We start from the raw sequence: 20,123 nt of genomic DNA, 5'->3' as shown, positions 1-20,123 counted from the left end.
GCTCCTTTGGCCCATTCAACAACGCCGGGCGGCACTGCGTTTGCCCGGCTGGGGGGATCGGCGAACCGTATAATCGATGTTGGTCAAACCGTAGGCCCGGTCAGCGCAGCGCCACCGGGCAAAACCTAATCCAGACGCCGCTTGGTTTTCAACCATGTCAGACCGATAAACATCACCGCCGAAGCAATCAAAAACAGCACATTCACCAGCAGTACCACTGGAATATTGCCCGCCAGAAACAGGCTTTGCAGGGTGTTGACGAAATAGCGCGCCGGGATCACGTAGGTCACGGCGCGGATCACCGCCGGCATACTATCTATCTGGAAAATAAACCCGGACAGCATAATCGACGGTAAAAACGCGGCGTTCAGCGCCACCTGCGCGGCGTTAAACTGGTTGCGGGTAATGGTTGAGATAAGCAGCCCCATCCCCAGGGTGCTGAGCAAAAACAGACTGGTGATGACAAACAGGATCGGCAGCGAACCGCGATAGGGCACGCCGAGAATAAATACTGACACCAGCATACACAGCAGCATCGCCAGCATGCCGAGGAAGTAGTAGGGAATGAGCTTGCACAGCAGCAGTTCGGCGCGGGTGATCTCCGTCGACAGTAGCGCCTCCATGGTGCCGCGCTCCCATTCCCGCGCCACCACCAGCGAGGTCAGTATCGCGCCGACTACGGTCATGATAATGGTGATCGCCCCGGGGATAATAAAGTGCTGGCTGATAGCCGCCGGGTTAAACCAGTAGCGCATCTGCACGTCGATCAGCGGTTCAAAGGTCTCGCCGCGATCTTCCGCCCGCTGCTGCTGCCAGATCTGCCAGATCCCCTCCACGTAGCCCTGGGCGAAGTTAGCGGTATTGGGCTCGCTGCCGTCGGTGATGAGCTGGAGCGGCGCGCTGGCGCCGGGGCGGGCCATCTGGCGGTCGAAGTCCACCGGAATGACCACCATGGCGCGGATGCGACCGGCCTGCATCAGCTGAATTAACTGCTGGCGATTATCGCTGACGGTGGCGTCGATGTAGGGTGAGCCGGTCATGGTATGGACGAAATCCAGCGCCTCTTCGCTCTGCTGCTCCAGCAGAACCCCCACCCGCAGCTTGCTGGAGTCGAGGTTAATGCCGTAGCCGAAGATAAACAGCAGCAATAGCGGGATCACCACCGCAATCAGCCAGCTGCTGGGATCGCGGACGATCTGCCGGGTCTCTTTCACGCACAGGGCGCGGACCCGTCGCCAGGAGAGAAGGTTACTGCTCATGGCCATTCTCCTTATCCCAACGGTTAATCAGGGTAATAAACGCCTGCTCCATGGTCGGGTCCGTCTGGTTGTCATCAGCCGCCTGGGCCTTCAGCGCGTCCGGGGTGCCGCTGGCGATAAGCTTGCCGTGATAGACCAGCCCAATGCGGTCGCAATACTCCGCCTCATCCATAAAGTGAGTGGTGACCATCACCGTCACCCCTTTATCCACCATGCTGTTGATATGCAACCAGAATTCGCGACGAGTGAGGGGATCGACCCCGGAGGTGGGTTCGTCGAGAAACAGAATGTCGGGCTCATGCATCAGCGAGCAGGCCAACGCCAGCCGCTGCTTATAGCCGAGCGGCAGCTCGTCGGCGGCGTGGCGGGCAATGCTGTTCAGACCGAAGGCATCGCTCATGCGGGCGATTTTGTCATTTTGCGCCCGACCGCGCAGGCCGTAGACGCCGGAGAAAAAGCGCAGGTTCTGCTCGACGCTGAGGTTGCCGTACAGCGAAAATTTTTGCGCCATATAGCCCAGATGCTGACGCGCCTTGCCGGAGCTGACCTTAAGATCCATCCCCAGCACCAGCGCTTTGCCGGAGGTGGGCACCAGCAGGCCGCACATCATTTTGAAGGTGGTGGATTTACCGGCGCCGTTGGGGCCGAGCAGGCCGAAGATCTCGCCGCGCTTGACCTGGAAATCGACGTGGTCGGTGGCGGCGAAATCGCCAAATTTTTTCGTCAGCGACTGCGCCTCAATCACCGTTTCGTCTTTACTGCCGTCAACGCGATGGATAATCGCCCCCAGCGGCGATTCGGCGGTGCCGGCGCCGCCAAGCAGGTCGATAAAGGCGTCTTCAAAGCGCGGCGCGGTGTCGGCCACCTGCAGCGGCGGCATATCGTCATGTTCCTGAACCTCATCGATGCGGGCCTCCTTTTTCAGGATCAGACGCACCGATTTGCCCTGAATCACGCCGTCGCTAACCTGCGGCAGCTTCAGCGCCCGCTGCAGCAGGCGGCGGTTGTTCTCCTGCGGGCTGGAGACCAGAAAGCTGCGCCCGGCCATGGTTTGCGTCAGGGCCGTCGGCTCTCCTTGATAAAGCAATTTGCCTTCGTTCATCAGCAGCACATCGCGACACTGCTCGGCTTCATCGAGATAAGAGGTGCTCCACAGGATCAACATGCCGTCGCCGGCCAGCTCGTGCACCATCTGCCATAGCTCGCGGCGGGAGATCGGGTCGACGCCGACGCCGGGTTCATCCAGCAGCAGCACCTTCGGGTCACCCACAAGGGTACAGGCGAGCCCCAGTTTTTGCTTCATACCGCCGGAGAGCTTGCCCGCCAGCCGTTCGGTGAACGGGCCAAGGGCGGTAAAATCCAGCAGGCGGTCGAAAATTTTCTTCCGTGCCTCGCCGGTGACGCTGCGCAGGTCGGCGTACAGGGTCAGGTTTTCCATCACCGTCAGATCTTCATACAGGCCGAACTTCTGCGGCATATAGCCGAGCACCGCGTGCAGAGCGCTGTCGTCTTTTAGCGGATCAAAGCCGATCACCCTGGCGCTGCCCTCATCAGGCTTGAGCAACCCGGCGAGCATCCGCATCAGGGTGGTTTTCCCTGCGCCGTCGGGGCCCACCAGCCCGGTGACGTAGCCGGCGCGGATCGTACAGGTCAGCGGCGCCACCGCTGGCCTGTCCATCCCGGGGAAACGGCGGCTCAGGCCGTTTAAGGCGATGACGGCCTCACTCATGTCCGTTCCCGTGGTTAAAGGAGACTGTCACCGGCATCCCCTGGCGCAGGGCGCCGTCGGCATCGGTCACCACAATACGCAGACGATAAACGAGGTCGGTACGCAGATCCGGCGTTTCAACGGTCTTCGGCGTGAACTCAGCGCTTGGCGAGACAAAGCCGATTTTGCCGTGATAGGGCTTATCCGGCCGGCTGTCGGTATAGATCAGCACCTCTTGTCCCGGCTGCGCCTGGCCGAGGTTTGTCTCATCAACGTAGGCCCGGACCCATACCGGATGGGTTAATGACAGCGTCAGCACCGTGCTGCCGGCGTTGAGCATGGTGCCGGGCTCGACGGCGCGGGTCATCAGCGTGCCGTCGGAAGGGGCGGTCAGCACCGTATCGTGCAGGTCCAGTTTGGCCTGCGCCAGCGCTGCCTGCGCCTGTTCGAGGCTGGCTTTGGCCTGGGCTATCTCCTGCGGACGGTTGCCGGCGCGGTATTGACGCAGTTTATCCTGCGCTGACTTCAGCGTTGCCTGCGCCTGGTCGCGCGAGGAGCGGGCGTTCTCCAGATCGTTGGCGGAAATGGCGCTGCTGGCGCGTAAACCCAGCTGGCGCTGATAAAAGTTTTGCGCGTAGTCGTAAGCGGCCTGCGCCTGGTTTACCGCCGCCGCGGCCTGGGCAATCTCTTCCGAGCGGTAGCCGGCCATCATCAGGTCATACTGCGCCTGGGCGGTGGAGACGTTGGCCTGCGCCTGCAGCAGGGCGTTTTCATAGGGAGCTCGGTCAAGCGCGCCGAGGGTTTGCCCGGCGCGGATGCTGTCGCCTTCGTCGACGGTCAGCGAGGCCAGCCTGCCGCCGACGCGGAAGCTCATATTGACGGTGCGGATATCGACATTGCCATACAGGGTCAGCGGCTGCTGCCGGCTGCTCTGGTACCACCACCAGCCGCCGCCCAGCGCGGCGAGAAGAATCACGATCAGCAGAATGACGACGACGGGTTTTTTCATCAGCCCAAACTCCTTTGCGATAACCCATGCAGGATGAAATCGATATGACAGGTAATGACCTCAAAAATCTGTTCGGTTTTTTGCGCGTCAAACTGCGTCCAGCCGGTGCGCAGCAGGATAGTTTCACGCCCGAGACGGAAAGCGAGCACCTCGCCCAGCAGGGCGTGGGTATGAAGGATCATTTGCGTATCACCGGCATCGCGGCCGGTCCAGGCGGCGATTAGCCGGGTGAGATAGTGGTGCAGGGGGGCGATCACCTGCTGGTGGATCAGATGGTACGCGGCGGTGGGCGCCAGCTGTTCCCGGGAAATAAATTTGCTCAAGTTGACCGTATCCTCCTGGGTCAGCAGCAGGATCATGTTATGGCAGGCGCTGAGGATAAGGGCGCGGATCGCCTGGCGATCCGGCGACTCTCCGGCGAGCAGAGCCTCCGCCGCTTCGGCGTGCGGGCGAAAATTGTCACCGATAAAATCGGCGATCCACTGGCCGCAGGCGAGATACAGGTCGTCTTTCGAGCCAAAATAGTAGGTGATAGCGGCGATATTCTGCCCGGCCTGGGCGGCGATGTCGCGGGTGGTGGCGTGCTGGCCATACTCGCCAAACTGGGCGATAGCGGCCGCGATAAGCTGACTTTTTGCCTGTTCGCCTTTACTGGTCATCGCGCTCTTAAAAATTAATCAATCGATTGATTAACTTTAGGCGTCGACTTGCGCTTTGTCCACCCGCCAGGGCTAAATATGAAAGCCGTCTTCCTCTAGCTCCCCGGCGACCCAGGCGAAGAAGCGCTGCACTTTTTCCTTCTGTTCATTAGCGTGGGGAAGGACGAAGTGGTGCGCGCCGACCGGCATGCTCCGTTCGTCGGCAAACACCGGCGTCAGCTGTCCCTGGCGCACATGGCCGCCGGCCAGCAGATTGCTTTCCAGGATCACCCCCATCCCCATCCGGGCCGCCTCGATGCTCATGTACGACCGGTCGAAATTAAAAATAAAGTTTTTGTGCCAGCCGCGGACCTTGTGCCACGACAGCCAGTTGCTCCAGTTAATTAAGGTGCTGTCGGAATGGATCAGATCGCAGGCCAGCAGATCTTCCGGGGCGTGAACCGCATGGCGGGTTAAATAAGAGGCGGCGCTGTAGGGCAGGACGCACTCATTTTTAATGGTTCTGACCAGCAGCGTCGGCCACTGCGACAGCCCGTGGCGAATATCGATATCAATATTATCCCGGGAAAACTGGATGCTTTCGTAAGAGCAGGTGAGGCTGATTTTTAACTCCGGCCACGCCTGACGGAATTTATCCAGCCGCGGCATTAGCCACAGCAGGCCGAAGCTTGGCGCCGAGTGAATGCGTAAATAATCCTGATGAATATCGTTAATCACCTGGCTGGTGGCCTGGCCAATCATATTCAGCGCTCCGGAGACCTCTTTGAGATATTTTTCTCCCACCGCGGTTAACATCACGCCTTTGCTGCTGCGGGAGAACAGTTTTTTTCCCAGCAAGTGCTCCAGACTGGCTATCTGATGGCTGACCGCCGAGGCGGTAATGTTGAGATTCTCTGCCGCCAGGTTGAGGCTGCCGGTCGCGGCGACTTCAATAAAAGCCTGGATATTGCGTAAAGAGGGCATCGGCAGATTTTTATTGGGCAGTGGTTGACTCATGGCGGCATCCTGCGCGGGGCGCGAATAAAAGAAAATGGCGAACAGCGTGGCGCAGCCGTGATGAACAGCCCAGGGAAAAGCGAAAAAACCATTTTAATTTGTGATGGGCTTAACAATTTATCTCGTTAAAAGCACGCCTCTCAGTAAACGCTAAAAATTTGCGGGGGGTCACTAACTCAATTTTTCTCAATCATAATTGAGCTTTTTTGAATACCTTTTCATTTTTGGGTTGTTATATTCCCCTCACAGGCCTGATCACAAACTGCGATGCGCTTGGATCGCAATAATAAAACACCTAACCACCTGTTTCGCTGTGCAAAAAGACATGTCTCTCTTGTTGCGCCGGGGCGCGTGAAACGCGGCGACCCAGACGGCAACCTACGGCGAAGTGGATGAGGTATAAGATGAGGAAACCCTATGTCACGTATAGATACGCTGGTCTGTACTGACGCCAGGAAAACAAAATATCGTTTTGTGGTTTTGACGATGATTTTCCTGGTGTATGCCATCAATTACGCCGACAGAACGAATATCGGCGCGGTACTGCCGTTTATCATTGATGAATTTCATATCAATAATTTTGAGGCCGGAGCGATTGCCAGTATGTTTTTCCTCGGCTATGCGGTCAGCCAGATCCCGGCCGGCTTTTTCATCGCCAGACGCGGCACCCGGGGGCTGGTTTCACTATCCATTTTCGGCTTTTCCGCTTTTACCTGGCTGATGGGCACGGTGAGCTCCGTGTTTGGCCTGAAGCTGGTGCGGCTGGGCTTGGGGCTGAGCGAAGGTCCCTGCCCGGTGGGGCTGGCGTCGACGATAAATAACTGGTTTCCGCCGAAAGAGAAAGCCACAGCAACCGGCGTTTACATTGCGGCGACCATGTTTGCGCCGATTATCGTGCCGCCGCTGGCGGTGTGGATTGCGGTGACCTGGGGCTGGCGGTGGGTCTTTTTCTCCTTTGCCATTCCCGGGATCGTGGCGGCGATAGCGTGGTACCTGTTGGTCAAGTCAAAGCCTGCGGAGAGCGGATTTGTATCTCAAAGCGAACTGACAGAGATTAACGCCGGGCGCGACAGCCATCATAACGACGGTGTACGCGAAAATATATTAATCGCCGATCGCTTCACCTGGCTGGATAAAATTATTCGGGTGAAAAAAATGGCGCCTGTGGATACGGCGAAGGGCTTATTTACCTCAAAAAATATTCTCGGAGACTGCCTGGCCTATTTTATGATGGTCAGCGTGTTATATGGGTTATTAACCTGGATTCCGCTGTATTTAGTGAAAGAGCGCGGTTTCGATGTGATGAGTATGGGCTTCGTAGCCAGTATGCCGTGCATTGGCGGCTTTATTGGCGCGATTGGCGGCGGATGGATTTCGGATAAATTATTAGGCCGCCGGCGCAAACCCACCATGATATTCACAGCGGTATCAACCGTAGTCATGATGTTAATTATGCTAAATATACCGGCAAGCACCCTGGCGGTCTGTATTGGTTTATTCTTTGTCGGTTTCTGTTTGAATATCGGCTGGCCGGCTTTTACCGCCTACGGTATGGCGGTTTCGGATACGAAAACTTATCCCATTGCCTCTTCTATTATAAATAGCGGCGGTAACCTCGGCGGATTTGTAGCGCCGATGGTGGCCGGTTTCTTACTGGATAAGACGGGGAGCTTTAATTCTGTATTTACCTATTTTGGTATCTGCGCCGCATTGGGTTTGGTGGTGATTCTTTTCCTCGATGAGCCACAATAACGAAAATAGATCCTGTTAATTAATATGACGTAATGTCATGGAGTGAAACTATGTTATTAAAAGATAAAGTCGCCATTATTACTGGCGCGGCCTCCGCACGCGGTTTGGGTTTTGCGACTGCGAAATTATTCGCCGAAAACGGCGCGAAAGTGGTCATTATCGACCTCAATGGCGAAGCCAGTAAAACCGCCGCGGCGGCACTGGGCGAAGGCCATCTCGGCCTGGCGGCGAACGTCGCCGACGAAGTGCAGGTGCAGGCGGCCATCGAACAAATTTTGGCGAAATACGGCCGGGTCGATGTGCTGGTCAATAACGCCGGGATCACCCAGCCGCTGAAGCTGATGGACATCAAACGCGCCAACTATGACGCGGTGCTCGATGTCAGCCTGCGCGGCACGCTGCTGATGTCGCAGGCGGTGATCCCCACGATGCGGGCGCAAAAATCCGGCAGCATCGTCTGCATCTCGTCCGTTTCCGCCCAGCGCGGCGGCGGTATCTTCGGCGGTCCGCACTATAGCGCGGCAAAAGCCGGCGTGCTCGGCCTGGCGCGAGCGATGGCGCGCGAACTTGGCCCGGATAACGTCCGCGTTAACTGCATTACCCCAGGGCTGATTCAGACCGACATCACCGCCGGCAAGCTGACGGACGACATGACGGCCAATATTCTTGCCGGCATTCCGATGAACCGCCTCGGCGACGCGGTGGACATCGCCCGCGCCGCGCTGTTCCTCGGCAGCGACCTCTCTTCCTACTCCACCGGTATCACCCTGGACGTTAACGGCGGCATGTTAATTCACTAAGCGAGGCACAGAGATGAAGATCACCGAATCACAAAAAGTCGCTGCGGCGGCGTGGCGTATCCGCCGCTACGCCCTGCAAATGGGTGAAGTGCAGGGGCAGGGCTATATTGGCCAGGCGCTGGGATATGCCGATGTACTGGCTACCGCCTTCAGCCACGCCATGACCTATCGCCCGGAAGATCCTGAGTGGGAGGGGCGCGATCGCTTCCTGCTTTCTCATGGCCATTACGCTATCGCTTATTATGCCGCGCTGCTGGAGGCGGGCATTATTCCGGAAGCGGAACTGGAAACCTACGGCTCCGACGACAGCCGCCTGCCGATGTCCGGCATGGCGACCTACACCCCGGGGATGGAGATGTCCGGCGGCTCGCTGGGGCAGGGACTGTCTATCGCCGTCGGCATGGCGCTCGGCCTGCGGCAGAAACAGAGCACGGCCTGGGTCTACAACTCGATGTCCGATGGGGAGCTGGACGAAGGTTCGACCTGGGAAGCGGCGATGTCGGCGGCTCACTATGGCCTGAGCAACCTGATTAACCTTGTCGACGTCAACAAACAGCAGGCCGACGGCGATTCACGCAAGATCCTCGGCTTTGAGCCGCTGCAGGATAAATGGGCCGCCTTCGGGTGGTACGTACAGCGCGTAGACGGTAACGATCTGCCGGCGGTGATGGCCGCCTTTGACAACGCGAAAAGTTATTCCGGCAACCAGCCGCGGGTCATTTTATGCGACACGCTGATGGGCAAAGGGGTGCCGTTCCTCGAAACCCGCGATAAGAACCATTTTATTCGCGTCGATGCCGACGAATGGCAAAAAGCGATTGCGGTGCTGGACGCTAACAAACCGGAAGGAGTGCTGTAATGAGCCAGAGTAAACCCCGTTTAAAAACGTCGGCGATGATTGCTTCGATTGCCGATGAAGGCCAGGCGACCGTCTCTGCGCCCTTCGGCGTCGCGCTGTCGAAACTGGCGGCGCAGCGCCCTGAAATCGTCGGTATGACCGCGGACCTGTCAAAATATACTGACCTGCATATTTTCGCCCAGGCCTTCCCGGATCGTTTTTTCCAGATGGGAATGGCGGAGCAGCTGCTGATGGCGGCGGCGGGAGGCATGGCGAAGGAGGGATTTATTCCCTTCGCCACCACCTATGCCGCCTTTGCGACCCGTCGCGCCTATGATTTTATTCATCAGGTGATCGCTGAAGAACATCTGAACGTCAAGATCTGCGCGGCGCTGCCGGGCCTGACGACCGGCTATGGCCCCAGCCATCAGGCCACCGAAGATCTGGCGATCATGCGCGGTATCCCCGGCATGGTCATCGTCGATCCCTGCGATGCGCTGGAGATTGAGCAGGCGGTACCGGCCATTGCCGATCACCAGGGGCCGGTGTATATGCGTCTGCTGCGCGGGAAGGTGCCGCTGGTGCTGGATAAATACGACTATCAGTTCGAACTGGGCAAAGCGAAGCTGCTGGAGGACGGCAACGACGTGCTGATTATCTCCTCCGGGCTGATGACCATGCGCGCCCTGGAGGCGGTTGAAAAGCTGCGGGCCGATAATATCAGCGTGGCGGTCCTGCACGTGCCGACCATCAAACCGCTGGATGAAAAAGCGATTATTGAACAGGCGTCGAAGCCGGGTCGGCTGGTGGTCACCGCCGAAAACCACACCGCTGTCGGCGGGTTAGGGGAGGCGGTGGCCGCCCTGCTGATGCGCAAGGGGGTTCGCTGCGAGATGGATACCGTTGGTCTGCCTGACGCGTTTCTGTTGGCCGGCGCGCTGCCGACCCTCCACGATCGCTACGGCATCTCCACCGCGAAGATCGTCGAAAAGATTAAGTATCGTCTGCGTTAACCGCGCTGCGGCGACGCGCCTGGCCGCTGAGCGCTCTCAGCGGCCTTCTTCCTCCCGCCAGCCAGGCGCGGCATTCTTTTACAGATTTTATGCGGCCTGTCACAAAATCTGCTAGACTGCGCCCCTTCATGGCATTGTGGTTTTTGCCATCTCTTATCGCAATAATCTCCCTGAAAACTACGCCCTTCACCGGGCCGGGGCGGTTCGGAGTTGTTATGTCTTTTGATTCCCTTGGCCTGAATCCCGATATCCTGCGCGCTGTCGCTGAGCAGGGCTACGTTGAGCCGACCCCTATCCAGCAGCAGGCGATCCCGGCGGTACTGCAGGGCCGCGACCTGATGGCCAGCGCCCAGACCGGCACCGGTAAAACGGCGGGCTTTACTCTGCCGCTGCTGCAGCGCCTGATCCAGAACGAGCCGCACGCGAAGGGCCGTCGTCCGGTGCGCGCGCTGATCCTGACCCCGACCCGCGAGCTGGCGGCGCAGGTGGGCGAGAACGTGCGGGATTACAGCAAATATCTGAATATTCGCTCGATGGTGGTGTTCGGCGGCGTGAGTATCAACCCGCAGATGATGAAGCTGCGCGGCGGCGTCGATATCCTCGTCGCCACCCCGGGCCGTCTGCTGGACCTCGAACATCAGAACGCCGTCAGCCTCGATAAAGTGGAAATCCTCGTACTGGATGAAGCGGACCGCATGCTGGATATGGGCTTTATCCATGACATTCGCCGCGTACTGGCGAAACTGCCGCCGCGTCGGCAGAACCTGCTGTTCTCGGCGACCTTCTCCGACGAGATCAAAGGCCTGGCGGAGAAACTGCTGCACAACCCGCTGGAAGTGGAAGTGGCGCGTCGCAACACCGCCTCCGAGCAGATCACCCAGCACGTCCATTTTGTTGATAAGAACCGCAAGCGCGAACTGCTGTCGCAGCTTATCGGCGAAGGCAACTGGCAGCAGGTGCTGGTCTTTACCCGCACCAAGCATGGCGCCAACCACCTCGCGGAGCAGCTCAACAAAGACGGCATCCGCAGCGCGGCGATCCATGGCAACAAGAGCCAGGGGGCGCGTACCCGCGCGCTGGCCGACTTTAAATCCGGCGGCATTCGCGTGCTGGTGGCGACCGATATCGCCGCCCGCGGACTGGATATCGAAGAGCTGCCGCACGTGGTGAACTACGAGCTGCCGAACGTGCCGGAAGATTATGTCCACCGTATTGGGCGTACCGGTCGCGCGGCGGCCACCGGCGAAGCCTTGTCGCTGGTGTGCGTCGATGAGCACAAGCTGCTGCGCGATATCGAGCGCCTGCTGAAAAAAGAGATTCCGCGCATCGCGATTGCCGGCTATGAGCCGGACCCGTCGATTAAAGCCGAACCTATCCAGAACGGTCGCCAGCAGCGCGGCGGCGGTCGTGGTCAGGGGCAGGGACGCGGCGGCCAGGGGCAGGGGCGCAGCGGACAGCCGCGCAGCCAGAGCAGCGCCCCGCGTCGCCAGGACGGCGAGGCGCCGAAAGCGCGCACTCAGGACGGCAAACCGCCGCGCCGCCGTCGCCCGCGTAAGCCGGCTGGCGAATAACAGGCTGATGCCCGGGCCGCGATAACGCGGTTAAGCACGGCTCAGGCCCGTCTGTCCGCTACGCGGCGGCGGGCCTTTTTCTTTCCATTACACTATTTGTCGAGCACGCTTCCACACACAGCAGAAAGCAATACCTCCGGACGGGTAAAAATGGCACAATAGTGGCTGTTTATACAGTATTCAGGTTTTCTCATGGCTTTGACCGCTGCGCTGAAAGCGCAAATCGCCGCCTGGTATAAGGCGCTTCAGGAACAGATCCCGGACTTTATTCCCCGCCCCCCGCAGCGGCAGATGATCGCTGATGTGGCGAAAACCCTCGCCGGGGATGAGGGCAGGCATCTGGCTATCGAAGCGCCGACCGGCGTCGGTAAAACGCTGTCATACCTTATCCCTGGCATTGCCATCGCCCGTGAGGAACAAAAAACGCTGGTGGTCAGCACCGCCAACGTCGCCCTGCAGGATCAAATCTACAGTAAAGACCTGCCGCTGCTGCGCAAGATTATCCCCGACCTGCGCTTCACCGCCGCCTTTGGTCGCGGACGCTACGTCTGCCCGCGCAACCTGGCGGCGCTGGCCAGCACCGAGCCGACGCAGCAGGATCTGCTGGCTTTCCTCGACGACGATCTCACCCCGAACAACCAGACGGAGCAGAAACTGTGCGCGACGCTGAAGCAGGACCTTGACAGCTATCGCTGGGACGGCCTGCGCGACCATACCGACAAACCCATCGACGATGGACTATGGAGCCGGCTGAGCACCGATAAGGCCAGCTGCCTGAACCGCAACTGCCACTATTATCGCGAGTGTCCGTTCTTTGTGGCGCGGCGGGAAATTCAGGAGGCGGAAGTGGTGGTAGCCAACCATGCGCTGGTGATGGCGGCGATGGAGAGCGAGGCGGTGCTGCCGGAGCCGAAAAACCTGCTGCTGGTCCTTGATGAAGGCCATCATCTGCCGGACGTCGCCCGCGACGCGTTGGAGATGAGCGCCGAGATCACCGCCCCCTGGTTTCGCCTGCAGCTGGATCTGTTCTGCAAGCTGGTGGCTACCTGCATGGAGCAGTTCCGCCCGAAAACCACGCCGCCGCTGGCCAATCCGGAGCGGCTCGCCGGCCATTGCGAAGAGCTGTTCGAGCTGATTGCGTCGTTGAATAATATTCTCAATCTCTACATGCCCGCCGGCCAGGAAGCGGAGCATCGCTTCCCGATGGGCGAACTGCCGCAGGAGGTGATGGAGATCTGCCAGCGGCTGGCGAAGCTCACCGAGACGCTGCGCGGGCTGGCGGAGCTGTTTCTTAACGATCTCAGCGAAAAGACCGGCAGCCATGACGTGGTGCGTCTGCATCGGGTGCTGCTGCAGATGAACCGCGCCCTCGGCATGTTTGAAAGCCAAAGCAAGCTGTGGCGTCTGGCGTCGCTGGCGCAGTCCTCTGGCGCGCCGGTGACCAAATGGGCGACGCGGGTAGTGCGAGACGGCCAGATCCACGTCTGGTTCCACTGCGTCGGCATCCGCGTCAGCGATCAGCTTGAGCGGCTGCTGTGGCGCAGCGTGCCGCATATCGTGGTGACGTCAGCGACGCTGCGCTCTCTTAACAGCTTCTCGCGCCTGCAGGAGATGAGCGGCCTGAAGGAAAAAGCGGGTGACCGCTTCGTGGCGCTGGATTCGCCGTTCAACCACGTGGAGCAGGGGAAAATTATTATTCCTCAAATGCGCTATGAACCGTTGATGGATAACGAAGAGCAGCACATTGCCGAGATGGCGGCCTATTTTCGCCAGCAGGTGGAGAGCAAGAAGCATCTCGGGATGCTGGTGCTGTTTGCCAGTGGGCGAGCGATGAATCGCTTCCTGGAGCATGTGACCGACCTGCGTCTGATGCTGCTGGTGCAGGGCGACCAGCCGCGCTACCGGCTGGTGGAGCTGCATCGCAAACGGGTGGAAAGCGGCGAGCGCAGCGTGCTGGTGGGCCTGCAGTCCTTTGCCGAAGGTCTCGATTTAAAGGGCGATCTGTTAAGCCAGGTACATATCCATAAAATCGCCTTTCCGCCCATCGACAGCCCGGTAGTGATCACCGAAGGCGAATGGCTGAAAAGCCTCAATCGTTATCCCTTCGAGGTACAGAGTTTGCCCAGCGCCTCCTTTAATCTTATTCAGCAGGTGGGGCGTTTGATCCGTAGCCATCACTGCTGGGGAGAGGTGGTAATTTACGATAAGCGTCTGTTGACCAAAAACTACGGCGCGCGTCTACTGAACGCGTTACCTGTTTTTCCCATTGAGCAGCCGGGCGTTCCGGAGGTTATAGTAAAACGGAAAGCAAAACAGACAGCAAAACAGACAGGCCGCAAACGTCGCTGACGACGGCGCGTTGCACCAGGGGGAGCCATGGAGTACAGCAAAATTATAAAAGAGGTGGGCCGCGGTAAGAATCATGCCCGCGACCTGGATGAAGAGACCGCCCGTGCGCTCTACGCGCGGATGCTGAACGGCGAGGTGCCGGAGCTGGAGCTGGGAGGAATATTAATCGCCCTGCGCATCAAAGGCGAAGGCGAAGCGGAGATGAAAGGCTTTTACGCCGCGATGCAGCAGCATACGCTGCGCCTGACCCCGCCGGCAGGCAAGCCGATGCCGATCGTTATCCCCAGCTACAATGGCGCGCGCAAGCAGGCGAACCTGACGCCGCTGCTGGCGATGCTCCTGCATAAGCTGGGGTTTCCGGTCGTGGTTCACGGCGTCAGTCACGATCCGACCCGGGTGCTGACCGAGACCATTTTTACCCTGCTGGACATTCCGGCTACCCGGCATGCCGGTCAGGCGCAGGCGCAGCTGGAGGGGCATGAACCGGTGTATATCCCGGTGGGCGCCTTCTGCCCGCCGCTGGAGAAACAGCTGGCGATGCGCTGGCGGATGGGCGTACGCAACAGCGCCCATACGCTGGCCAAACTGGCCACGCCGTTTGGCGAAGGGGAGGCGCTACGCCTCTCCAGCGTGTCGCATCCGGAATATGTTCCCCGGGTGGCGGGCTTCTTTCGCGAGACCGGTGGCCGCGCGCTGCTGATGCACGGTACCGAAGGCGAAGTGTACGCCAACCCGCAGCGCTGCCCGCAGATCAGCCTGATTGATGACCAGGGCGTGCGGGTGCTGTGCGACCGCCAGACCGAGGCGGCGGCGGAAGTTATTCTGCCGGCCTCGAAAGATCCCGAAGTGACCGCGCGCTGGATCGAGCGCTGCGTCGCCGGCGTCGAACCGGTACCCCACTCGCTGAAGATCCAGCTCGCCTGCTGTCTGCTGGCCTGCGGCGAGGTCTCAACCCTGGAGCAGGGTCTCAGCCGCGTCAACGACTGCTGGTGAGCGGATCGGCAGGATAAAAAAAAGCCCGTCCGGTGGCTCGGACGGGCAAGGCAAGGGTATTAAAGGTCTTTTCAGGGTTAATTCAGTGGCTTACAGGGTTGAGTTGCGATTATTTATAGATAACCGCGGTACCGCTCAGTTTGTTGTTGGTGTTAGCGGAAGTGATGCTATAGCCGGTTGCGCCAGCGGCTTCGGCTTTAGCAGCCAGTTTCGCTTCCAGACCATCTAACGTGGTTGCGCCTTGCGCAGACACCACACCGATCTTATTCATGCTTTCAGCCTGAGCGGGGGTAACCGGCTCGGCGGCAAAGGCGCCGAAGGAAAGGGCGGTCAGAGCGATGGCAGCGGCAGCATATTTGATGTTTTTCATAGTTAATCTCTCGCAGGTTGTTCTGTTCAGGGGACGATGTTCCGTCGATGTGATAAGTATCACGCTTTTTTGCGGGAGATAAAATCGAAGGAAATTCACAGTCTTCATCGATTTTTTTGAATGACTAATAATTTACTGATTATTAATAAATTATTTCTGATTCTTTTCGTCTGATGGCGGAGCGAGGGAGACCGGCACGCTTAAGGGCACATATTGCGACATTTATCGCCAAAAAGTGTGCGCGAAAAGATAATGCGAAAAGCTGTCATGAACGGTAAAGGAAAGTCAGCGTAGCTGGCTATCCTTGGAACCACGGCGATTATATCCTGAAAATGTATTGTTATGTAAATCTTTCTCCTGTTGGCACTTCACGCAGTATCTGACGCCAGGAATAGCCTGTCGGCGAGCCTCCGGAATCGGTTCTCCGCATTCATCACAAAATTTGTTGCTTTCGCCGCGTGGAAGCTCGCGGCGGGCGCGAGCCACCGCATCGTCAATGGTGCTGTCGATCTGATCCTGAACGGCGCCGTCGCCTGCCCAACCTGATGCCATCGTCTGCCTCCTGTAAAAGGTTATTGATAAATTATAGCTGAACCGTACAGCCGGTTACCGCTGCTGGCGGCATTGACCCGCCAGGCTATCGCCCCACGGCGGTGGGCCTTATCCGCGAGGGCAGCAACCAGGTCGTCAAGGGTAGGGGCGCCGGAGGCGGAGACGGTGCCGACAGGGCGCAGCGGCCCGTCATAGGGCAGTTCAGGTGTCAGCGGCAGGGAAGAGGCCGCATTGGCCTGAGCGGCAAGCGCAGCGGCAAACAGCAGCGAGGTGATTTTCATCAGCATATCCTCATAAACAGCATGGGACATAGCTTAAGTGTAGGCCTTTCCAGACCGCGCAGCAGGGAATTTTTTATGCAAAAACAAGGTGTTTTGCATGCTACCGGCGCAGGGTAGCGATACTCTGGCCGGTAAATTATTTAGCGGGCGTCCGGGCGGATCATGTCAAAACGCAGGCTGTCATCAATACTGTAATAGGCGCTCGGACCTCCGGCGCGCAGGATCGGCTGAGCGCGGGCGGTTTGATAGATGCCGTTATCCAGCAGTGATTCATCGATATGCACGGCGACCACTTCGCCGAGCACCAGCCATGTATCGACAAGATTGCCGTCGGCGGTGGCGAGCTGAATACATTGCGACAGGCGGCACTCAAAGTTCACCGGGCTCTCCGCCACCCGGGGGGCCTTGACCAGGCGGCTGGCGGCGGCGGTGAGCCCGGCGCGCACGAATTCATCCTCATGGTGCGGGATCGAGGCGGAGGTTTCGTTCATCGCTTCGGCCAGCGGGCGCGTCGCCAGGTTCCAGACGAACTCCTTCGTTTCGACGATATTTCGCACGCTGTCTTTCCAGCCGCTGCTGGCGAAACCAATGATCGGCGGACGATAGTTAAAGCAGTTAAAAAAGCTGTATGGCGCCAGATTATGCTGGCCCTCGGCGTCCTGCGAGGCGATCCAGCCTATCGGGCGAGGCCCGATTATCGCGTTCAGCGGGTCATGCGGCAGGCCGTGGCCCTGCGAAGGTTGATAAAAGTACATGCTGCACCTGTCACGGATAAAGGAGATATCCAGACTCCCTTATTTACCGCGCCGCCGTCAACGGGTATCTTACGCGGCTGTTCAAAGGAGATTGTCATGAAAGCCCAGAAACCGGGGTTACACCCGCGTAACCGCCACCATCAACGCTACGACCTGCCCGCGCTCTGCCAGGCTCATCCTGACCTGCAGGGATACATTACGCTCAATCCGCGGGGTGAGCAGACCATTGATTTTGCCAATCCGCAGGCGGTTAAGGCGTTGAATAAAGCGCTGCTGGCGCATTTCTACGCGGTCAAACACTGGGACATTCCTGACGGTTTTCTCTGTCCGCCGGTGCCCGGGCGGGCCGATTATATTCATCATCTGGCGGATCTGCTGGCCGGGGACAGCGGCGAAGTGCCGAAGCAAGCCACGATCCTCGATATTGGCACCGGCGCCAACCTCATCTATCCCCTGATCGGCGTTCACGAATATGGCTGGCGCTTTACCGGCAGCGAAATCAGCCCGGAAGCCTTCGCCAGCGCGCAGGCGATTGTTAATGGCAACCCGGGATTGACCCGGCAGATCCGTCTGCGTCGGCAAAAAGAGAGCCAGGCCATCTTCCACGGCGTGATCCACAAAAACGAGACCTATGACGCCACCCTGTGCAATCCGCCGTTCCATGACTCCGCAGAGAGCGCCCGGGCGGGCGGCGAGCGCAAGCGCCGCAATCTCGGACTCGGCGCCGACAGCGGGCTTAACTTTGGCGGTCAGCAGCAGGAGCTGTGGTGCGAGGGGGGCGAAGTGGCCTTTATCTCGCAGATGATCCGCGAAAGTCAGGCCTTCGCCCGCCAGGTGAAATGGTTTACCTCGCTGGTGTCGCGCGGCGACAATCTGCCGCCGCTCTACCGCCTGCTGACCGAGGTCGGGGCAGTGAAAGTGGTGAAAAAAGAGATGGCCCAGGGGCAAAAGCAGAGCCGCTTTATCGCCTGGAGCTTTATGGACGACGCCAAACGCCGCCGTCCGTTCTAACTACTCCACGGCCGGGCTGTCGGCACCCGGCATCGGCAATTGCTGCCAGGTCTGTACCGGGGCGCGAACCCCGGCGCGGTCGAAGTGCTTTTTCACCTGGGTATCAAGGGCAAAGCGCACCGTCCACTGCTTCAGCGGCAAGGTGGTGAAGCTGACGCGCAGCGTAAAGGCGGTATTGCTCAACCCCACCAGCCCGGCGAACGACGGTTCGCCAATGATCAGGCCGCGGATCTCCTCCTGGGCCAGCAGATCGTCCACTGCCGCCTTCAGCGCCTGGCTGGCTTTATCCAGATCCTCATGGCGATCGACGTCATAGTTAGCCACCACCGAGCCAATGCCGCGCACGAAGTTGGCAAAGGTGGTGATCGAGGACCAGGGAATAATGTGATAGGCGCCGGTATCCTGGCGCACCCCCACTGAGCGAATCGACATCCGTTCCACCGTGCCGGTCAAAGGCCCGATGGTGACCAGGTCGCCGGTATTCATCCCGTTCTCAAACTGGATAAAAATGCCGGTGATAATGTCTTTAACCAGGGTTTGCGCGCCAAACGAGATGGCCAGCCCTAACGCCCCGGCGCCCGCCAGCAGCGGCGCGATATTAACCCCAATCTCCGAGAGCAAAATCATCACCGTGATGGTGCTGATCACCACCGCCAGCGCGTTGCGAAACAGGGTTAGCAGCGTACGGGCCCGCGCGCTGGGCAGCGGACGGCCATGGATATCCGAGGCCAGACGGTTTTCGATCAGGCTGGCCAGCACCGTCCAGCCGATAGCGGAGAAGAAGAGGATAAGAGCGATACGGATCAGCACATCCACCGTTTTTTGCCCGGCATCGTTGTGCAGCCATTCGCGGAAGTCAAACAGCCCCCAGGCGCTCAGGAGCAGCATTATGGCGACACAGACGGTGAGAATGCGCGCTGCCTTCAGCGAGGCGGAGATCCAGCCGTTCAGCCGCTTTTGCAGCTCAGGATAGTTGCGCTGGGTGGCAGGGGAGAGAGTGATGGTTTTGGCTATCCAGCGCGACAGGATGCCGGACACCAGCGCCGCGCCGCCGATAATCGCCAGGCTGCGCAGGGTGGCGCCCATCATAAATTTCAGGCTGTTGCCTGGGTCGAACAGGGAAAAGAAGAAGAGCACCACAAAGTAGGCGCAGGCCAGCCAGTGCCAGATCAGGGCGAAGGCGCGGATAAACAGGCTAAAAAAGGAGAGCGAGCGGTCAGCCAGATGGATCAGCCCCTGCGTAATCACCGCTTTGTTATGAAAAATCAGATACAGCGCCCACAGCGTAATGCACAGCATGATGATGACGTTAGCCAGCGCGCCGACCTGAACATTCACCTGGTTAGAGATAATCGGCACCGCGACGATCAGGCCGTAGCCGATCAGGCTGCTGAGGGCGCTCAGGCGCAGACTCCAGTAGGAGGCGGCCTCGTCGCTGAGGTTAAAGGGCCTGAGCGCTGGAATGCGCGGGCAGAAAATGAGCCGCAGGATAGCTTTAAAGAACTCGATCAGCGCGAAGGCGTTGAGGAAAAGGCTCTGCTGAAAGGCGATAGTGGGGTTGTTGCCATCCAGACGATCGCTCAACAGCTGACCGACAAACAGGGTCAGCGCCAGCAGCAGCAGATCGATAATAAACGCCCCGGCGATGGTCAACGGCAGCTGGAGCCAGTTTCCGCGATCGCGGTTTTTATGCCGTCCCCATTCGCCCATTTTACGATACAGCGGCAGCGCCGCGAGGCGTACCAGCCACCAGAAGGCAAACACCAGCCCGGCCAGCAGTAAAAAATGCCAGGCGGCGCTGGTAAAGGTTTGTGGATTAAAGGGCTTATGCGGCGAGCCGGTAATATTGCGCCACAGCTGGGAAAAGCGCGATGAGAGCTCATCGCCATATTCCCGGCTGATCTGCGTGACGTTCTCCAGCACGGTGGTCTCTTCTTTCACCGCCGGCGGCGTCAGCGTCGGGGTGCTGTCGGGCGGCGGCGTGGCGGCCGCTTTACGCAGCTGGTCAATGAGCTCCTGGCGGGCGGCGTCGTTGGCCAGCACGTCGGCCAGCGCGGCATAGGCCGCTCTTTTCTGTTCTACATCGGGTTCGCTGGCGCTGGTTTTATCGGCGTTAGCGGTCGGCACGCCGGGCAGGGCGGCGGCGGAAAGCGGGGCAGTAAACAGCGCAGCGAGCAAAAGCAGGATCCACGGCATGGGCACCTCCG

General features: G+C 59.1%; 19 protein-coding genes. 9 read left to right on the top strand and 10 right to left on the bottom strand.

Annotation, left to right across the window (positions count from 1 at the left end):
• Positions 1–125 precede the first annotated feature (125 nt).
• Genes ACLEXF_RS11205 through ACLEXF_RS11185 form a run of 5 tightly spaced genes read right to left on the bottom strand, consistent with a single transcriptional unit; the run spans position 126 to position 5,631 of the window.
• Positions 126–1,259, bottom strand: coding sequence for an ABC transporter permease (locus ACLEXF_RS11205; RefSeq protein ID WP_004886164.1), 1,134 nt, complete (start codon positions 1,257–1,259; stop codon positions 126–128).
• Positions 1,249–2,988 carry an ATP-binding cassette domain-containing protein gene (locus tag ACLEXF_RS11200; RefSeq protein ID WP_032455747.1) on the bottom strand — a complete coding sequence of 580 codons (1,740 nt, stop codon included), beginning with the start codon at positions 2,986–2,988 and terminating at the stop codon, positions 1,249–1,251. Before ACLEXF_RS11200 ends, ACLEXF_RS11205 begins: the two co-directional genes overlap by 11 nt.
• Positions 2,981–3,976: a secretion protein HlyD gene (gene hlyD, locus ACLEXF_RS11195; protein ID WP_136084601.1), complete on the bottom strand. Its 996-nt coding sequence runs from the start codon at positions 3,974–3,976 to the stop codon at positions 2,981–2,983. Before hlyD ends, ACLEXF_RS11200 begins: the two co-directional genes overlap by 8 nt.
• Positions 3,976–4,650, bottom strand: a complete 675-nt coding sequence (gene cecR / locus ACLEXF_RS11190; RefSeq protein WP_085956527.1) for a transcriptional regulator CecR — start codon at positions 4,648–4,650, stop codon at positions 3,976–3,978. Before cecR ends, hlyD begins: the two co-directional genes overlap by 1 nt.
• A gap of 57 nt (positions 4,651–4,707) precedes the next feature.
• A complete protein-coding gene (locus tag ACLEXF_RS11185; RefSeq protein WP_023320018.1) occupies positions 4,708–5,631 on the bottom strand; it encodes a LysR substrate-binding domain-containing protein in 924 nt (307 codons plus the stop codon).
• Between ACLEXF_RS11185 and ACLEXF_RS11180 the strand changes: the two genes are divergently transcribed.
• From ACLEXF_RS11180 to ybiB, 8 genes are all read left to right on the top strand, one after another.
• Positions 5,623–5,760 (top strand): hypothetical protein, encoded by a 138-nt coding sequence (locus ACLEXF_RS11180; RefSeq protein WP_032431308.1) that lies wholly within the window; start codon positions 5,623–5,625, stop codon positions 5,758–5,760. The genes ACLEXF_RS11185 and ACLEXF_RS11180 overlap by 9 nt on opposite strands.
• A gap of 288 nt (positions 5,761–6,048) precedes the next feature.
• A complete protein-coding gene (locus tag ACLEXF_RS11175) occupies positions 6,049–7,383 on the top strand; it encodes an MFS transporter (RefSeq protein WP_048294416.1) in 1,335 nt (444 codons plus the stop codon).
• Positions 7,384–7,433: 50 nt separating this feature from the next.
• Entirely contained in the window at positions 7,434–8,183 is a 750-nt protein-coding gene (locus ACLEXF_RS11170) for an SDR family NAD(P)-dependent oxidoreductase (protein ID WP_004886175.1), read from the top strand.
• Positions 8,184–8,196: 13 nt separating this feature from the next.
• The gene (locus ACLEXF_RS11165) at positions 8,197–9,042 is read left to right on the top strand and encodes a transketolase (RefSeq protein ID WP_049092359.1); all 846 of its coding nucleotides are present in this window, start codon (positions 8,197–8,199) and stop codon (positions 9,040–9,042) included.
• On the top strand, positions 9,042–10,034 hold the full coding sequence (locus ACLEXF_RS11160) for a transketolase family protein (protein WP_017900160.1): 993 nt from the start codon (positions 9,042–9,044) through the stop codon (positions 10,032–10,034). The genes ACLEXF_RS11165 and ACLEXF_RS11160 overlap by 1 nt, the downstream gene beginning before the upstream one ends.
• A gap of 215 nt (positions 10,035–10,249) precedes the next feature.
• Positions 10,250–11,605, top strand: a complete 1,356-nt coding sequence (rhlE, locus tag ACLEXF_RS11155) for an ATP-dependent RNA helicase RhlE (RefSeq protein ID WP_407259880.1) — start codon at positions 10,250–10,252, stop codon at positions 11,603–11,605.
• 192 nt (positions 11,606–11,797) lie between these two features.
• On the top strand, positions 11,798–13,954 hold the full coding sequence (dinG, locus tag ACLEXF_RS11150) for an ATP-dependent DNA helicase DinG (protein WP_407259879.1): 2,157 nt from the start codon (positions 11,798–11,800) through the stop codon (positions 13,952–13,954).
• Positions 13,955–13,981: 27 nt separating this feature from the next.
• On the top strand, positions 13,982–14,947 hold the full coding sequence (ybiB, locus tag ACLEXF_RS11145) for a DNA-binding protein YbiB (RefSeq protein WP_004886183.1): 966 nt from the start codon (positions 13,982–13,984) through the stop codon (positions 14,945–14,947).
• A 109-nt stretch (positions 14,948–15,056) separates the two neighbouring features.
• Here the strand turns inward: ybiB and ybiJ are convergent, their stop codons facing one another.
• The 4 genes from ybiJ to ACLEXF_RS11125 form a co-directional block, all read right to left on the bottom strand.
• Complete coding sequence (ybiJ, locus tag ACLEXF_RS11140; RefSeq protein ID WP_004176772.1) at positions 15,057–15,317, bottom strand: DUF1471 family protein YbiJ; 261 nt, start codon at positions 15,315–15,317, stop codon at positions 15,057–15,059.
• A gap of 285 nt (positions 15,318–15,602) precedes the next feature.
• The gene (locus tag ACLEXF_RS11135) at positions 15,603–15,869 is read right to left on the bottom strand and encodes a DksA/TraR family C4-type zinc finger protein (protein WP_002895824.1); all 267 of its coding nucleotides are present in this window, start codon (positions 15,867–15,869) and stop codon (positions 15,603–15,605) included.
• A 20-nt stretch (positions 15,870–15,889) separates the two neighbouring features.
• Positions 15,890–16,150 carry a DUF1471 domain-containing protein gene (locus ACLEXF_RS11130; RefSeq protein WP_025999233.1) on the bottom strand — a complete coding sequence of 87 codons (261 nt, stop codon included), beginning with the start codon at positions 16,148–16,150 and terminating at the stop codon, positions 15,890–15,892.
• Positions 16,151–16,290: 140 nt separating this feature from the next.
• A complete protein-coding gene (locus tag ACLEXF_RS11125) occupies positions 16,291–16,905 on the bottom strand; it encodes a flavin reductase family protein (RefSeq protein WP_004886190.1) in 615 nt (204 codons plus the stop codon).
• A 96-nt stretch (positions 16,906–17,001) separates the two neighbouring features.
• Between ACLEXF_RS11125 and rlmF the strand changes: the two genes are divergently transcribed.
• A complete protein-coding gene (gene rlmF, locus ACLEXF_RS11120) occupies positions 17,002–17,916 on the top strand; it encodes a 23S rRNA (adenine(1618)-N(6))-methyltransferase RlmF (RefSeq protein ID WP_017900155.1) in 915 nt (304 codons plus the stop codon).
• Here the strand turns inward: rlmF and ybiO are convergent, their stop codons facing one another.
• Positions 17,917–20,112: a mechanosensitive channel protein gene (ybiO, locus tag ACLEXF_RS11115; protein WP_004886194.1), complete on the bottom strand. Its 2,196-nt coding sequence runs from the start codon at positions 20,110–20,112 to the stop codon at positions 17,917–17,919.
• Positions 20,113–20,123: the final 11 nt, after the last annotated feature.

Origin of the sequence: Klebsiella pneumoniae complex sp. WS1778 (genome assembly GCF_049472055.1) — a bacterium.
GTDB lineage: Bacteria > Pseudomonadota > Gammaproteobacteria > Enterobacterales > Enterobacteriaceae > Klebsiella > Klebsiella quasipneumoniae.
The sequence above is the reverse complement of the archived record's forward strand: the minus strand, read 5'-3'. Positions and strand labels throughout refer to the sequence as shown.

Coding starts and splice junctions, on each gene's coding strand:
- ACLEXF_RS11205 (WP_004886164.1), bottom strand. CDS start 1,259: ATGAGCAGTAACCTTCTCTCCTGGCGACGGGTCCGCGCCCTGTGCGTG.
- ybiB (WP_004886183.1), top strand. CDS start 13,982: ATGGAGTACAGCAAAATTATAAAAGAGGTGGGCCGCGGTAAGAATCAT.
- dinG (WP_407259879.1), top strand. CDS start 11,798: ATGGCTTTGACCGCTGCGCTGAAAGCGCAAATCGCCGCCTGGTATAAG.
- rlmF (WP_017900155.1), top strand. CDS start 17,002: ATGAAAGCCCAGAAACCGGGGTTACACCCGCGTAACCGCCACCATCAA.
- ACLEXF_RS11130 (WP_025999233.1), bottom strand. CDS start 16,150: ATGAAAATCACCTCGCTGCTGTTTGCCGCTGCGCTTGCCGCTCAGGCC.
- ACLEXF_RS11200 (WP_032455747.1), bottom strand. CDS start 2,988: ATGAGTGAGGCCGTCATCGCCTTAAACGGCCTGAGCCGCCGTTTCCCC.
- ybiO (WP_004886194.1), bottom strand. CDS start 20,112: ATGCCGTGGATCCTGCTTTTGCTCGCTGCGCTGTTTACTGCCCCGCTT.
- ACLEXF_RS11165 (WP_049092359.1), top strand. CDS start 8,197: ATGAAGATCACCGAATCACAAAAAGTCGCTGCGGCGGCGTGGCGTATC.
- ACLEXF_RS11170 (WP_004886175.1), top strand. CDS start 7,434: ATGTTATTAAAAGATAAAGTCGCCATTATTACTGGCGCGGCCTCCGCA.
- hlyD (WP_136084601.1), bottom strand. CDS start 3,976: ATGAAAAAACCCGTCGTCGTCATTCTGCTGATCGTGATTCTTCTCGCC.
- ACLEXF_RS11175 (WP_048294416.1), top strand. CDS start 6,049: ATGTCACGTATAGATACGCTGGTCTGTACTGACGCCAGGAAAACAAAA.
- ACLEXF_RS11135 (WP_002895824.1), bottom strand. CDS start 15,869: ATGGCATCAGGTTGGGCAGGCGACGGCGCCGTTCAGGATCAGATCGAC.
- ACLEXF_RS11125 (WP_004886190.1), bottom strand. CDS start 16,905: ATGTACTTTTATCAACCTTCGCAGGGCCACGGCCTGCCGCATGACCCG.
- ybiJ (WP_004176772.1), bottom strand. CDS start 15,317: ATGAAAAACATCAAATATGCTGCCGCTGCCATCGCTCTGACCGCCCTT.
- ACLEXF_RS11185 (WP_023320018.1), bottom strand. CDS start 5,631: ATGAGTCAACCACTGCCCAATAAAAATCTGCCGATGCCCTCTTTACGC.
- ACLEXF_RS11160 (WP_017900160.1), top strand. CDS start 9,042: ATGAGCCAGAGTAAACCCCGTTTAAAAACGTCGGCGATGATTGCTTCG.
- rhlE (WP_407259880.1), top strand. CDS start 10,250: ATGTCTTTTGATTCCCTTGGCCTGAATCCCGATATCCTGCGCGCTGTC.